The sequence below is a fragment of the Photobacterium lucens genome (assembly GCF_009873615.1).
Lineage (GTDB): Bacteria > Pseudomonadota > Gammaproteobacteria > Enterobacterales > Vibrionaceae > Photobacterium > Photobacterium lucens.
Genome location: NZ_SSMG01000383.1, coordinates 1 through 13865, shown reverse-complemented (window position 1 = coordinate 13865; position 13865 = coordinate 1). Strand labels below are relative to the sequence as shown.

The following is a 13865-nucleotide window of genomic DNA, read 5'->3' as shown; positions in this document are numbered from 1 at the left end:
GTATTATTCCTATAACAGCCTTGCTTATTGTTCAAGATGTTAAGATAGAAAAACAGATAGTTTACTGAAGCATAAAAGATAACGGTATAACCAAGAAGTTCTGTACTTTCCTCTGCAATATTTTTAACAACTCGCATAAAAGCATCACCCATAATTTGATGCCAAAAACTTCCCATTCCTAATAGTCGAGAAAATACAAATAAAATAGCGAGCCCTAAAACAAGAACAGGGAAATGTTTATTTGCCATAAATTGCTTTAAGTTAATTATCGTATTCTTTCGATCACTGAGTGCATAACTTATTGCAGAGAAGGCTGTAACAAGTGCAGGTATCACCCAAAAACCATGATGAACTGTTTTATCAAAAAATGAGTCCAACTCACGTATCAACATACATGTAAAAAAGGCAGAGATAAGATAAAACGTTTTACGGTATTGCTTACTTTGATAACCGATATAGCCGTAACATAACATCGTCGCGAAAAGTAAACACTGCTCCATATATTCGGTAGCAGATTGCTCGGGGATATTATTTTTTAGCTCTAATACATCATATCGAATAACCCAAACAGGCAATGATATTAATAACATTAAAGCAACGACATGTATTAATTTTTGACCTATGTATTTAAGATCTGAAGACATCCAGCACCACATATAACCATAACTTATTAATATCTTCCGTGATTATTGTTCTCTATCCGTTTAATAACAGGGGATAATACGTAAAGATAAATATGGGTGCAATTTTATTCACGAATTAAATAAGTAAAAGACTTTTACCTATTTGAAATAGATCTTATAGATTTAAATGATGTTATTGACATCCACACGAAATAAATTCGTATTCAGTTGCGCCAAATAATTTACATTCTTTCTTAAAGACTAAAATATCGGCACCAATTGGACAAAACATACTCGGTTCAACCGAAAGATTAATCTCTGCATCTTCCTCATCAGACACTACTTTAAGTAGCAACTTACGCTGACCTGTTTCATATTTCGATGTTGTTTCGGTTACTTTACCAACGATGGAATCAATGTCATACGTATCTTCACCAACAAAAACAAGCGCACTCGCCAATCCGATAAAAGATAAGCAGAGAAACAATGTAAACATTTTTACTTTACATAATTTATGGCCAATTCGTTTTAGCAAAATACCTGATCCTGTGTAGAGCTATTACTTAGCGATAACTCTACTCTAGCACTACCATGTCGCTAATTTAAACAGTTTTGTGAATAGGATCTTATAAATTATGAAATAAAATGAGAGTTTTTATTTATCAGCTCATACAACAAATAACATAACACCATGATTTTAAAGATAAAATGTTATTTACAACATTACATTGACATAGCTTTACTTTATTCTCACTTTTGTGCTGGAAAATTAATCAATTCCCCTTCTGCAGTCAAAATATCGATCTTTTTAGGTACACCATCATCCGTTAAATATAACTCGCCAATCGCACTACGGTTCACTAAACGATGACTCCCTGTAACATCAGGATCACGCTTTTCAATCAGTAACTCTTTGCGTTTGGTGAACCAATTTAATGGGGAATGTGGGCTATACAACGCTCTATCCATTGCATCACAAAAACGCAGTAAACGGTTTGGAAACTCATTTTTAAAACCACTACAAGTGATCTGGTAAATATGGAACTTCCCTTTGTGATTACGCAAAGTAATGTCATAGGCAAACGAGTAATGCACATCACCTGAAAGGATAATGAAGTTCGTCGGGGTTTTAGTATGGGTAAAAATACTTAACAAGGTATTGGCTGACCCCGGATGCGCCATCCAGTTTTCCGCATCCACTAATAAAGGTTGTCCTATCCATGTCATCATACGCTGCAAGGTTTCAATGAACTTTACACCAAACATAGGTGCAGCAGAGACAATAATCACCGCTGGTTCGTTTAATAGCTCTTGCTGGAACTCTGTCATGGCTTCCCAATCCATTAAGCCTGATGGACGGTTATCATTCGATTCAGAGCGCCAACGACGTGTACGAGTATCTAATACCACCATTTTAGGCGTTGTCGGAATGGTATAATGCCACTGTTCAAACTGATTAAGGCGTGCAATAAAAGTGTCTTGGGTTTCATTGCACGGCATTGCAAAATACCGTCTTGCATCATCAATAAATGCAGACTCAAACTTTTCAGGAGCATTGCCCCACGCTTGGCATAACCAATAACTGATTAACGCATTACCAATAATCCGGCGTGAAAATAAATTATCAAAAGCCGCCTTTTCCCAGCGTCGATTTAATTGATAATCGTCCGTAATATCATGATCATCAAAAATCATATAAGTCGGAATATGAGCAAATAAGCGTTGCACTTGTGGCAAACCTTGAATGAAATCATCCATGATCACGCTCTCTTTTTCCCACTGTTGACGCCACTTCAGCGCAACTTGTTCACCACCACAGATAAAGTGCTGTTTAGCAAAACGTTCACGATCAACGTATTGCCATAGTGTTGGCGACCACACCAACAAATACATCACAAAATATTCGCTAAAGCTGATCAGGTGATTTTCACACTCCCGTGAACTAAATATCGGTACCGTTCGATTAGGGATTAATTTACCTAACCATGTTTGATCGATATAAGTTGGTAGGAGTTTCTCACGCCCATACAAATGATGAGGATGGCGATAAAGCGCATCAGTATCCGCAATTGAAGCTTGCTCAAATGTCTCTTTAGGCAATCCTAGCAATTGAACAACTTGCTCTATGGCATCCAGTGTGGGCCCTGCCACATGATCAGCATAGATTTGATCGCCACTCATCATTAATAGACTTGGACGTTCTAAAATATCAAGCCCTTCCACCTTATTATCAGCAGCAACAAGGCTGTCTTTACTCGGATAATGCGGATTTCGACACGAGCCATGTAACACATAATCCGCTTTAGTATTAATAACAAAACTAATCGCAGATTCATTTTGATAAGTTAATGATGGGATAAGCTCTGTCAGCAAACCATGCTGTGTCACCAACTGATAAGACAGAGGCGTATTAACAGGGAACAGCCCTTCAAACTGCGCTAATACTACCCATGCTTTTTCACCAATTTGAATTTGATGTTCATCGGCAATCACAGCTTGATAGCAAGGTTCGCTCTCGCCTTGTTGATAGAGATAAAACGTTGCATCCAAACGCTCGGTGGTAACAAACCACAAGACCAACTGTGAGGCGGTTGCTTTACGCAAAATAGGCCCTGCAATAACTAGCGGCAAGGCAGATGCTGACGTTTCTTTCATCATTTCACTTCTCAACTACATAGCAATGTGGTCACCGCATTAGACAGTGCTCACCACATCAACATAAAAACTAAATCAATAAGAAACAATAAGGTTACTGAGCAAATATAGATTTCAGCTCTTTCTGAATCCATTGCAAAACAGGTCCAGTTCCACGATCACGACGCTTCACTACACCCATTTCAATCCATTGTGATGCTGGAATATTCTCCATTGATAGCTTCACTACCCCTTCAGAAAAGAATTCATTAGTAAAAACATGATCGGGAACAAATGCCCATCCCATATTGCGCATCACAAAAGAGGTAATGGAATAATAACTGTCAATATGCCAATAATTTGCTGATAACGCTTCACTATGATGGCGACCGCTACGATCACAAATCAAAAATTGTCGATGTTGACTTAATTGCTGCACAGTAGGTGCTGCTGTTTGTGCCAAAGGGTGATTTTTTCCCACAATTAGCGATGAGCTAAATTCACAAATAGGCGTAAATTCTAAGCTGCTCGGTAACATTTTATTGAAAAACAGGATTCCAATATCAGCTAACTGTTCATCAACACGGGTTGCAATATCATCTTTCGAGCCATTAATAATGGTTAACTTTAATAAGGGAAATGTCTCGGATACATGCTGAAAGAACTCTTCAAACGCTGTGAGCGGTGACGCTTCATCCATCGCAATTGTTAAGGTGACTTCTTCACCTTTGGTTAAGGTTAATGCCCTTGATTGCAAGCGATCGCACTGCGCCAATACAACTTTTGCCTCTTCATACATTTGCTGACCTTCTGGGGTCAGAACCGGTAATCTTGCACTACGATCGAATAATTCAAACCCTAAATCTGCCTCTAGGTTACTAATTGCAGTGCTGATCCGTGACTGTGCTTTACCTAACCGACGAGCGGCAGCCGAAAAAGACCCTTGCTGTACTGAAATAACAAAAGCATTGAGTTGATCTAATGTCCAATCCATAAAATCAATCCATCCGATAATCAGATATTTAATATCTTTGAGCAATCTAATATTCGGAGATAATACATCTATTCCCAGCAACTGAATAGTATGTGGGTAGACCATTTTCACGAGAATATTTATGCAAAGCTCCTCGTTTATTCCTTCATCGAATAATATTTCGAAAAATTTTTGGCGTTACACCATCCCTTCCGTGGCCGCAATGTTGGTAAACGGGCTATATCAGATAGTAGATGGGATCTTTGTGGGTCACTATGTGGGCTATCAAGGACTGGCTGCCATCAATATGGCATGGCCTATCACATTTGTACTATCAGGGTTAGGCTTGATGATCGGTATAGGTAGTGGCACGTTAATTTCCATTGCTCGTGGTGAGCAAAGCATGACTAACGCCCAACGCGCCTTTAATACGGGTTTGATCTTAACCTTTATTATTAGCTGCCTCTCATTCGCTGCATTTGCGTTTTTCGGTGGCTACTTTTTACAACTGCAAGGCGCGCAGCAGGACATTAAACACCTTGCTTTAGACTATGTATCAACCTTTGGTAATGCGGCGTTTATTACAGTACTAGCCGGTGCGATGCCAATGTTGATCCGCAATGACGACAGCCCGAAAATTGCGACCACTTTGTTGGTGATCGGTGCACTTACTAACATTGTGCTGGATTACGTATTTCTAGGGATTATAGGTTGGGAGTTAAAAGGCGCTGCGATTGCAACCTTAATTGCCCAAGGAATAACGTGTGCAGGCGGCTTAATTTACTTCTGCTCTCAATATTCAACATTAAAGCTTAAGATCTCATTGCCTCAATTTTCATGGTCTGAAAGTCAAAAGATCATGTCATTAGGCTCATCAGCATTGATCATGTACCTCTATGGTAGCTTTGTAGTGGCACTGCATAACTACCAATTCATGGTTTATGGTACAGAGTTAACTGTTGGTGCTTTTGCCATTGTTGGTTATATGATGACGATGTACTACTTGGTTGCAGAAGGGATTGGTGAAGGCTTACAACCACCAGTGAGTTATTACTATGGCGCTAAAAAGCCCCAATATATCCGCCAAACCTTAATTTTAGCGATGAAAACCACTGTGATTGCAGGTATTTCATGGTTCTTGTTATTAACTAGTTTCCCATCAACACTGATTAGTTTGTTCAATAACAGCAATAGCGCACTGACACTTGAAGCCACTCAAGGTATTCGTTTACACCTGTTTGCTATGTTCTTAGATGGTTTTATTGTATTAGCCACCATGTATTTTATGTCGGTGAATCAAGCATCAAAAGCCTTGGTTATTTCAATCAGTAACATGCTTATCCAATTGCCGTTTTTATATTTCTTACCGAAATTCCTTGGTGTTGCAGGAGTTTGGTTAACAATGCCAATCTCCACCATGGTGTTAAGTGTAGTGGTGGGAGTGATGGTATGGAAAGACATTAATCAACGCTGTAACAGTCATGATGATTCAGACTTAGCACCGGTACAGTTAATCGAAGAATAAACGCTAGATACAACAACGCATCAGCACCTTCTTTCTATAAAGTAAGACAGTACTGATGCGTTTCAACTCTTCTTCACTATTAAGCTAATATTTGCTTTAACCAAACGGCAATATCATTAATTTGTGGCATACATACTTGATGCTCCATCGGATATGTTCGCCAGTTAGGTTTATAGCCAGCTTTAATTAAATCATCTCTCGCTATTTCACCTAATAGTGGCAGTACAACAGGATCATAACTACCATGCATGATCTCAATTGGGATCTGACGATTGGCATCACTGTATTGAATAATATGCGCTGTGGGGAAATACGTTGATAATGCCAATAAGCCCGCCAATGGTTTAGAAAAACATAACGCCGCATGGTATACCACTGCACCACCTTGAGAAAAACCCGCCAGCACAATGCGTTCCGATGGAATACCTCGGCTAATTTCACGCTCAACTAAATCAATCACACGCTGCGCTGACTGCATTAATTGTTCATCATTAAGCTTACGAGAAACATCTAAAGAGATAATGTCGTACCATGCTGGCATCTCCATCCCACCATTAATGGTGACGGGAATTGATGGTGAATGTGGGAAAATAAATCGGATCGGAGAATCTTGCGCTAATTTTAATTCTGGCAAAATCGCTTCAAAATCATGCCCATTAGAGCCTAACCCATGCAACCAAATCACACTGGCCGTTGCTGGTACGTTTGGCTCGACTTCAACACAAGATAAATATTCCACTTTCGTCTCCTTACATTCTTTTTATAAGCTGAATGCTCACATGTTGCCTTACTACATCGCTGATTTAACAGCGCGAGATAATCGCATAGCAGCCGATGTTGGATCGGCAGTTGGATCATCAAAGAAATGACTGACTACATCAATAATGGCACTTTGCACATCACTGGATGTCGCTAAATTATGAGAAAAGCTCGGAACAAGTGCATTATCCTTTGCTGCAATCTTAAATGCTTTCATTGATGCTAACGAACACACATCGTAATCGGTTAATGGTACATCCTGCCGTACCGGGATAGAGCCTTTGTATAAGCTAAAATCACGTTGGAACGACGGTGTCAGTATGGTTCTGGCTAGATCTTGCTGGGCGATTTTATCTTGCTCATTCCCTTTCAGTTTAAAGAAAGTAATGGTATCGAGGTTATAAGAAAACATCCCCTGCGTGCCCGGCACAGGAACACATAAATAGTCTTTCCCTGCGACTTCATTCTCGCTGGCAAATTCACCTTTTGCCCAATCTCCCATGATTTGCATGGCCGCTTGATCGTGGATCAGCATTTCTGTTGCTTGGTTCCAGCGACGCCCCGTTGAATCAGGATCAACGTATTGTTTCATACGTTTGAATTGGCGAAAAACCTCTACCATTTTAGCGTCACTAAGTGCTGTTAAATCCAATTCGACAAAGGCTTTCATGTAACCTTGCGCGCCCAATACACTTAGCGCTACCGCTTCAAATAAAGTGGCGTCTTGCCATGCTTCACCACCATGAGCTAATGGTACAAACCCTGCTGCTTTTATTTTATCGGCCGCAACGAAAAACTCCGCGAGCGTGGTTGGCACTTCGGCACCAGCTAATTTAAAGATATGTGGATTGATCCAAAGCCAGTTAACACGGTGTAACGTCACTGGCGCTGCAACATAGTGACCATCATATTTCACCAGTTGCAAATCATTGACGATCGCTTCAACTTCAGGTAGCAACACACTATCCCATTGTTCTTGCTGAGCAATCTTATCTAATGAGGTAAGAAACCCTAATCGTCCCCATTCTTGAATATCTTGCCCTTTTAACTGCGCCGCTGTTGGTGGATTCCCTGAGATCGCCCGCATTTTTAAGACAGTCATAGCACTTTGACCACCGCCACCAGCAATCGCAAAATCTTTCCAGTAATGACCATTGGTTTCCATGCGCTTTTTAAGCACACCGACAGCATTTGATTCACCTTTAGATGTCCACCAATGCAGTACCTCAATCGTACCTTCAGCCATACTCTGCTGACTTAACAACAGTAAGAATAAGCTTGCGCCCCAGTGTTTAATCTTCATTTTCATCCTCACCATAAGATCAGGCATTTTTTAATAAACGAGGCAGCACCACAGTCACTAACAAACCACCTTTAATGGAGTTTTTAATGGTTAACTTGCCACCATGAGCACGAATAATATTGCGTGAAATCCCCATTCCTAAACCATGCCCATTACTGTCTGTCGCTAAACGGACATAAGGTTCAAATACCGCTTTGAGTTTGTCTTCAGGAATGCCATTTCCTTGATCGTGAATGGTAATAATTAGCTGCTCACTACTATCGATAGTAGCGATCACCACGCTCTCACCGTATTTCACACCATTATCAATTAAATTACTTAAACAGCGTTTTAGTGCCAGTGGCTTCGCTGTGATAGGTAAAATCGGATCGGTTGGCAAAGTTACTTTAATACCATGATGATTATGCGATTCAGCAATGCTAGTTAGCAGATGTTCAATATCTACATCGGTCAGGTTTTCATGCAAATCGGTTTCTTTCACACATTGCAACGCCCCTTTTACCATCATCTCTAACTCATCAAGATCATGATTAAACTTATCGATTTTCTCATCATCATCAATCAATTCTGCGCGCAAACGTAAGCGGGTGATCGGGGTTTTCAAATCATGGGAAATGGAGGAAAACAACTGTTCTCTGTCTTCGATATATTTCCTCAAACGCAGCTGCATGCGGTTAAAGGCTTGTGTTGCTGTGACTAACTCACTCGCCCCTTGCTCTTTCAGTGGCGGCTGATAAATATCAAGACTTAATGAGTTTGCCGCATCCGCTAACTGCTTTAATGGCCGAGTTTGTTTACGCACCATAATGTAGGTAAACAACAGCAGCAATAAAGTACTAAAAGTTAAAAAGATAAATTGCTGACGAGTAATGATCTCATCTTTCAACATCATGTATGGCGCAGGTAGTAAGGCTGCAATATATAGCCACTGATTTTTATCTAGCTCAATTTGCACCACTAAGATCGGTGGGTTTAATGGTTCTAAACTTAAGGTGTTATGTACCCAAGAGCGCGGTAAGTCAGACAGCAAAACATCATTTTTTAAAACGTGAAGAGTTTCTGGACGTGAGAACTCCACTTGAATATTAGGCAGTTTAGGCAATTTCTCATGTAACACAGTTTTAAATACCGATACTGCAGTTTCCTTTTGTTCGGTATTTTTGATTGGCGTAATGTTAATTTCTTCTTCATTAAACGAGACGAAAAAACGCGTTCCGCCCATATTACGTAACTGTTCAAGAACAATATGACGATACTCTAACGGTAACGATTGAAAGAAATTTACCGTCGAGGCAAACATGGTCGCCATACTGGCAGAAGTGGAGCGTAATCCCTCTAGATCACGTTTTTTAGATTGGGTATACCAAATACTGGTTGCAATGATTTGAGCAAGAAAAACAGCCAATAAAGTTAACCATAAGGTGCGAGATACCAAAGATTTTGGCCACAATGACTTCCAATTCATAGTTTGCTATTTACCTAACGCTAGATAAAAAAAGTGTGGCACTTTGCACCACACTTTCTTAAATATTCATTTGCCACACAAGATCATATTTGATCTTCATAACGCACATCGGCGGTAAAAATATAACCGTTACCACGACTGGTTTTAATTAAACGCTGTGTACGTCCTTTATCACCTAAACGCTGACGTAAACGACTTAACGCAACATCAATGCCTCGCTCAGAAGGCTGAGCCTCTCGCCCTCTTGTCGCGCACGAGATCGTATCACGATCCAAGATTTCATTGGGTCTTGTTACAAACAACATGAGTAGAGAATAATCACCGCTCGTTAACTCAAATTCTTCATTGGTTTGTACATCAAGCAAACGATGTGCGGTGGTGTCTAAACGCCAGTTGGAAAAATAGATAAACTTAGCAACTGAAGGTGATAGCTGCACATCAGACGGTTTTATACGACGTAACAATGCTTTAATACGCGCTAACAATTGTCGAGGGCTAAACGGCTTAGCAATATAGTCATCCGCACCAATTTCAAGTCCAATGATCTGATCCATTTCATCAGACACTGCGGTTAGCATGATGATTGGTACATCCGAACTTTTACGAATATGCTGACATAACGTAAAGCCGTCATCCCCAGGCATCATAATATCCAGTAAGATCAAATCAGGATAACCCGCAGCAAGGCAACGTTTCATTTCCTCACCTTCTGCCGCAGTTTGTACCTCAAAACCATTTTTGGTTAGGTACTCCTCCAGTAGTTCACGGATTTCTTTGTCATCATCCACGACAAGAACTTGTTTCGAGATGCTCATGTATTTGTTCACCACACGACAATTGGTACAGTCATCACTGTCATAGGGAAACAGTGATATACCAAACTAGACTTTATTATTAGAGATATTTTCTCTTTATTTGACCACTTATTTGTAAAAATGTCAGCAATTTGCTCTAGAAGCGAGATCTAATCGATACTTTATTCGCAACAAAAAAGCCACTGTAGAATATTGCAAGATAGAGCATGTTAATAACCGCCACTAATTTGTATCAAAAGCTTTCAGTACTGTATCGATTGTATCGTTAAGCACACATCTAAAAACAAAAGCCCGTACATCACAGCGCGTGGCATGACATACGGGCAATCGTCATTTTGAACCCTTTTATTGGGCTGCAACAAGGTTACCTAAGCAACTTTTGACGGTGCTTTTTTAATAACTTCAACACTATTTTCTGAAGTGTCATTATTACTATGTTCACTTAATACTTCAGCCAATGTTGAACGTGATAAACGCCCCGTTACTTTTCCTTCAGCATCAACAACAGGTAATGGGTGATCGCTGTCTAAGGTTTCTGGTATCACCGTTTCAAGTAGTGCGTCAGTTGATACAGCTGGCACATCTTCTAGCATCGATGCATCAATCGCATTGTCGTACTCAGACTCTTTCACACTATCTAATGTTTCTTGGGTGATCACGCCTTGATAACCTTGCTGATCAATGTAATAAGCAAAATCATCTTTTGCTTTTCGCATTTGAGTAACAGCTTCACCGATCGTTTCTGCTGAAATACGCACCACTTGTGGCTTCATCACCGTTTCAACGGTTAACGCACGAGCGCGATTAACGTCTTTAACGAATGCTTCCACGTAGTCATCTGCAGGGTTAAGCAAAATATCGACAGGTTTACCCTGTTGCACCAATACTCCATCACGCAAAATGGCGATACGATCACCTAATCGAAGTGCTTCATCTAAATCATGGGTAATAAAAACAATGGTTTTGTGGAGCTTTTCTTGTAGCTCTATTAACTGATCTTGCATCTCACTACGGATCAGTGGATCAAGCGCAGAGAAGGCTTCATCCATTAACAAGATTTCTGCATCAGTACATAAAGCACGTGCTAAGCCAACACGCTGCTGCTGACCGCCTGACAGATTAGCTGGGTAACTACTTTCGTAACCACTTAAACCCACCGTTTCTAGCCACTCTTTCGCTTTACTTTGCCATTCTGATTTACTAACACCTTGCACCTGTAAACCATAACCAACATTTTGCAGCACTGTTCGGTGTGGCATTAAGCCAAAACGTTGGAATACCATCGACATTTTATGTCGGCGGAAGTCTTGAAGCTCTTTTTCATTGAGGGACATAACATCAGTTCCCTCAATTTCAATAACACCTTCAGTCGGATCAATTAAGCGGTTAAAGTGTCGGATCAAGGTAGATTTCCCTGAACCTGATAAGCCCATAATCACAAAAATTTCACCGGGGAAGATATCTAAATTGATGTCACTTAAACCGACTGTGTGACCTGTTTTTGCTAAGATCTCGTCTTTTGATGCGCCATCTTTAACCTGTTGAACCACTTTCTTATCGTTTGGCCCAAACACTTTATAGAGGTTTTTAACTCGGATCAGAGGCGACTGCTTTGATGCTGAACTCATGAACGACCTCCTAGATGTTGTTGACTACGCTTGGCATAACTTTGAGAAATACGGTCGAAAATAATTGCCAGCGCAACAATGGCTAAACCATTTAATAGACCTAAGGTAAAGTACTGATTGGTGATGGATTTCAATACTGGCTGTCCTAACCCTTTCACCCCGATCATCGATGCAATCACTACCATAGCTAATGCCATCATGATGGTTTGGTTAATACCCGCCATAATATTTGGCATAGCCAGCGGAATTTGTACCCCAAACAAGCGTTGCATTGGGCTAGCACCATAAGCAGTTGCTGCCTCTAACACTTCTTCATCAACCAAGCGAATACCAAGGTTGGTTAAGCGGATCACTGGTGGTACCGCATAAATCACCACCGCAATTAAACCTGGGATTTTACCAATGCCTAATAACATAACGACGGGGATCAAATAAACGAATGCAGGCATGGTCTGCATCACATCCAGTAATGGCGTAACAATTCGCTGAACCCTGTCAGAACGTGCCATTGCAATACCTATTGGTATACCAATACCGATTGCCACCAGCGTAGAAACTAAAATTATACTCATCGTCCGCATGGTGTTATCCCACATGCCAAAAAACCCGATGAATAAAAAAGAAAGTACAACCCCAAGTGATAGCTTCCACGATCGACTTGCTACATAAGCAATAGCGGCAAGAATGGCGATCACTAACCACCAAGGTGTTGCGAGTAATAATTTTTCAAACCAGATGAGAAAAGAAAGAAGGGGATCGAAAAAAGATTCGATTGTGTCGCCATATTCTCGAGAAAATGAACGGTAAGCACCATCCAATGTTTTACGAATTTCAACTAGCTGAGCACGCTCAAGTTGCGGAAAGTCGGTTAACCATGATTTATCTGACATAAATGTTATCCATACATAGTACTGCTATTTACCACTAGTGCTATATCCTTAGCAAAGTGGCTACAGTGACAGCTTTCGCCACCACTGTAGACGTATTCATTACAGATCGGCTAAAGCGCCACGTACTTTATCTGCAACTTCAGGAGAGACCCATTTAACCCAAATATCTTCGTGATTTGTTAATACTTCTTCCATTACCGCTTCACCATCAGCTTGGTTATCTTCCATCCATGCTAATAGGCTATTCATTTGCGCATTTGTGAAAGAACGCTTACCTAAATATTCCACTGCTGCTGGCGAGCGTTTAGCAAACGACGTTGTGATCACCGTGTCGACATTTGATGGCGGATACATAGAGACTTTTGGATCAACACACTCAGTATTGGTTAAACACTCTTTAAAGTATTTAGCATCAATGCCTGAGCCAAAATCGACTTTCACCATTTTGTACTTACCCAATACTGCTGTTGGTGCCCAGTAATAACCAAACCATGCTTCACCACGCTCATAGGCTTTTGCAATAGAGCCCGATAAACCAGCACCTGAACCAGGATCAATCAGATCAAATCCTGCGTCTTCTAGTTTCAATGCTTCAAACAAGTTACCTGCTGAGATCTGGCAGTTCCAGCCAGCTGGGCAGTTATAAAATGCCGATTTGTCATCATCTTCAGGATGTTTAAAAAGCTTGGCATTTTTCTTAATACCTTCAATAGTTGCTAGGCTTGGATCTTTTTTCACCATGTACTCTGGAACCCAAAAACCTTCTTCACCGCCATCAGAGAAACTTTTACCAGCGTATAAAATGCGCCCTTCTTCCACACCACGATCCAGTGCAGCCTTCATCGAGTTGCTCCAAAATTCAGGAGCAATATCAGGTTCACCTTTTTCAACCATGGATGTCCCCGTTGGCATCGTATCACCTGGTACTAAATCAGTGTCACAGCCATAACCATGCTGCAAAATAAAACTATCGACATTGGCAAGAAGTGTTGCTGAGTTCCAATTCATATCAGCGATCGTGACTTTCCCACATTCACTTGCATATGCTTGAGTCGCTGACATCGCTGTTAACAATACTGTTGCAGCTAGGAGCTTTCGCATAAATATTATCCTTATCATTTATATCGAATCGACAAGCGCACAATATCAAAATCGTCATGAATTCAATGTGCACTTAAAATCACCTAAAGAAGCAATTTATTATGCTAATTTCTTTAGTAGTCTAAACAAAATAAACCATAAAGAGCAAA

The 13865-nt window shown here is 40.5% G+C and carries 12 protein-coding genes; 1 reads left to right on the top strand and 11 read right to left on the bottom strand.

What is annotated here, in order from left to right; translation table 11 throughout:
• The 4 genes from E5A76_RS15830 to E5A76_RS15815 all read right to left on the bottom strand — a co-directional run.
• On the bottom strand, positions 1-644 hold a 644-nt coding region (locus E5A76_RS15830; RefSeq protein WP_161119504.1), incomplete at its 3' end, for a hypothetical protein.
• Positions 645-816: 172 nt separating this feature from the next.
• Positions 817-1158, bottom strand: coding sequence for a hypothetical protein (locus E5A76_RS15825; RefSeq protein WP_237458765.1), 342 nt, complete (start codon positions 1156-1158; stop codon positions 817-819).
• 215 nt (positions 1159-1373) lie between these two features.
• On the bottom strand, positions 1374-3281 hold the full coding sequence (locus E5A76_RS15820; RefSeq protein WP_161119503.1) for an alkaline phosphatase D family protein: 1908 nt from the start codon (positions 3279-3281) through the stop codon (positions 1374-1376).
• 91 nt (positions 3282-3372) lie between these two features.
• Positions 3373-4251 carry a LysR family transcriptional regulator gene (locus tag E5A76_RS15815; protein ID WP_053988725.1) on the bottom strand — a complete coding sequence of 293 codons (879 nt, stop codon included), beginning with the start codon at positions 4249-4251 and terminating at the stop codon, positions 3373-3375.
• Between the two features lie 121 nt (positions 4252-4372).
• On the opposite strand from E5A76_RS15815, the gene E5A76_RS15810 reads away from it, so the two are divergent.
• Entirely contained in the window at positions 4373-5755 is a 1383-nt protein-coding gene (locus E5A76_RS15810) for an MATE family efflux transporter (RefSeq protein WP_161119502.1), read from the top strand.
• Positions 5756-5834: 79 nt separating this feature from the next.
• Here E5A76_RS15810 and E5A76_RS15805 read toward each other — a convergent pair whose 3' ends face one another.
• The 7 genes from E5A76_RS15805 to E5A76_RS15775 form a co-directional block, all read right to left on the bottom strand.
• Positions 5835-6494 carry an alpha/beta hydrolase gene (locus tag E5A76_RS15805; RefSeq protein WP_161119501.1) on the bottom strand — a complete coding sequence of 220 codons (660 nt, stop codon included), beginning with the start codon at positions 6492-6494 and terminating at the stop codon, positions 5835-5837.
• A 51-nt stretch (positions 6495-6545) separates the two neighbouring features.
• Positions 6546-7817, bottom strand: a complete 1272-nt coding sequence (locus E5A76_RS15800; protein ID WP_161119500.1) for an ABC transporter substrate-binding protein — start codon at positions 7815-7817, stop codon at positions 6546-6548.
• Positions 7818-7836: 19 nt separating this feature from the next.
• The gene (locus E5A76_RS15795) at positions 7837-9282 is read right to left on the bottom strand and encodes an ATP-binding protein (protein ID WP_161119499.1); all 1446 of its coding nucleotides are present in this window, start codon (positions 9280-9282) and stop codon (positions 7837-7839) included.
• 83 nt (positions 9283-9365) lie between these two features.
• Positions 9366-10097 carry a response regulator gene (locus tag E5A76_RS15790; RefSeq protein ID WP_053988721.1) on the bottom strand — a complete coding sequence of 244 codons (732 nt, stop codon included), beginning with the start codon at positions 10095-10097 and terminating at the stop codon, positions 9366-9368.
• Between the two features lie 368 nt (positions 10098-10465).
• Positions 10466-11725 (bottom strand): quaternary amine ABC transporter ATP-binding protein, encoded by a 1260-nt coding sequence (locus tag E5A76_RS15785; protein WP_161119498.1) that lies wholly within the window; start codon positions 11723-11725, stop codon positions 10466-10468.
• Complete coding sequence (locus tag E5A76_RS15780) at positions 11722-12615, bottom strand: ABC transporter permease (RefSeq protein WP_053988719.1); 894 nt, start codon at positions 12613-12615, stop codon at positions 11722-11724. The genes E5A76_RS15785 and E5A76_RS15780 overlap by 4 nt, the downstream gene beginning before the upstream one ends.
• 99 nt (positions 12616-12714) lie before the next feature.
• The gene (locus E5A76_RS15775; protein ID WP_053988718.1) at positions 12715-13716 is read right to left on the bottom strand and encodes an ABC transporter substrate-binding protein; all 1002 of its coding nucleotides are present in this window, start codon (positions 13714-13716) and stop codon (positions 12715-12717) included.
• Positions 13717-13865 lie beyond the last annotated feature (149 nt).

Bases quoted from the DNA above. Each gene is read 5' to 3' on its own strand.
- E5A76_RS15800 (WP_161119500.1), bottom strand. From the start codon at position 7,817: ATGAAGATTAAACACTGGGGCGCAAGCTTATTCTTACTGTTGTTAAGT.
- E5A76_RS15785 (WP_161119498.1), bottom strand. From the start codon at position 11,725: ATGAGTTCAGCATCAAAGCAGTCGCCTCTGATCCGAGTTAAAAACCTC.
- E5A76_RS15795 (WP_161119499.1), bottom strand. From the start codon at position 9,282: ATGAATTGGAAGTCATTGTGGCCAAAATCTTTGGTATCTCGCACCTTA.
- E5A76_RS15810 (WP_161119502.1), top strand. From the start codon at position 4,373: ATGCAAAGCTCCTCGTTTATTCCTTCATCGAATAATATTTCGAAAAAT.
- E5A76_RS15815 (WP_053988725.1), bottom strand. From the start codon at position 4,251: ATGGATTGGACATTAGATCAACTCAATGCTTTTGTTATTTCAGTACAG.
- E5A76_RS15790 (WP_053988721.1), bottom strand. From the start codon at position 10,097: ATGAGCATCTCGAAACAAGTTCTTGTCGTGGATGATGACAAAGAAATC.
- E5A76_RS15820 (WP_161119503.1), bottom strand. From the start codon at position 3,281: ATGATGAAAGAAACGTCAGCATCTGCCTTGCCGCTAGTTATTGCAGGG.
- E5A76_RS15780 (WP_053988719.1), bottom strand. From the start codon at position 12,615: ATGTCAGATAAATCATGGTTAACCGACTTTCCGCAACTTGAGCGTGCT.
- E5A76_RS15775 (WP_053988718.1), bottom strand. From the start codon at position 13,716: ATGCGAAAGCTCCTAGCTGCAACAGTATTGTTAACAGCGATGTCAGCG.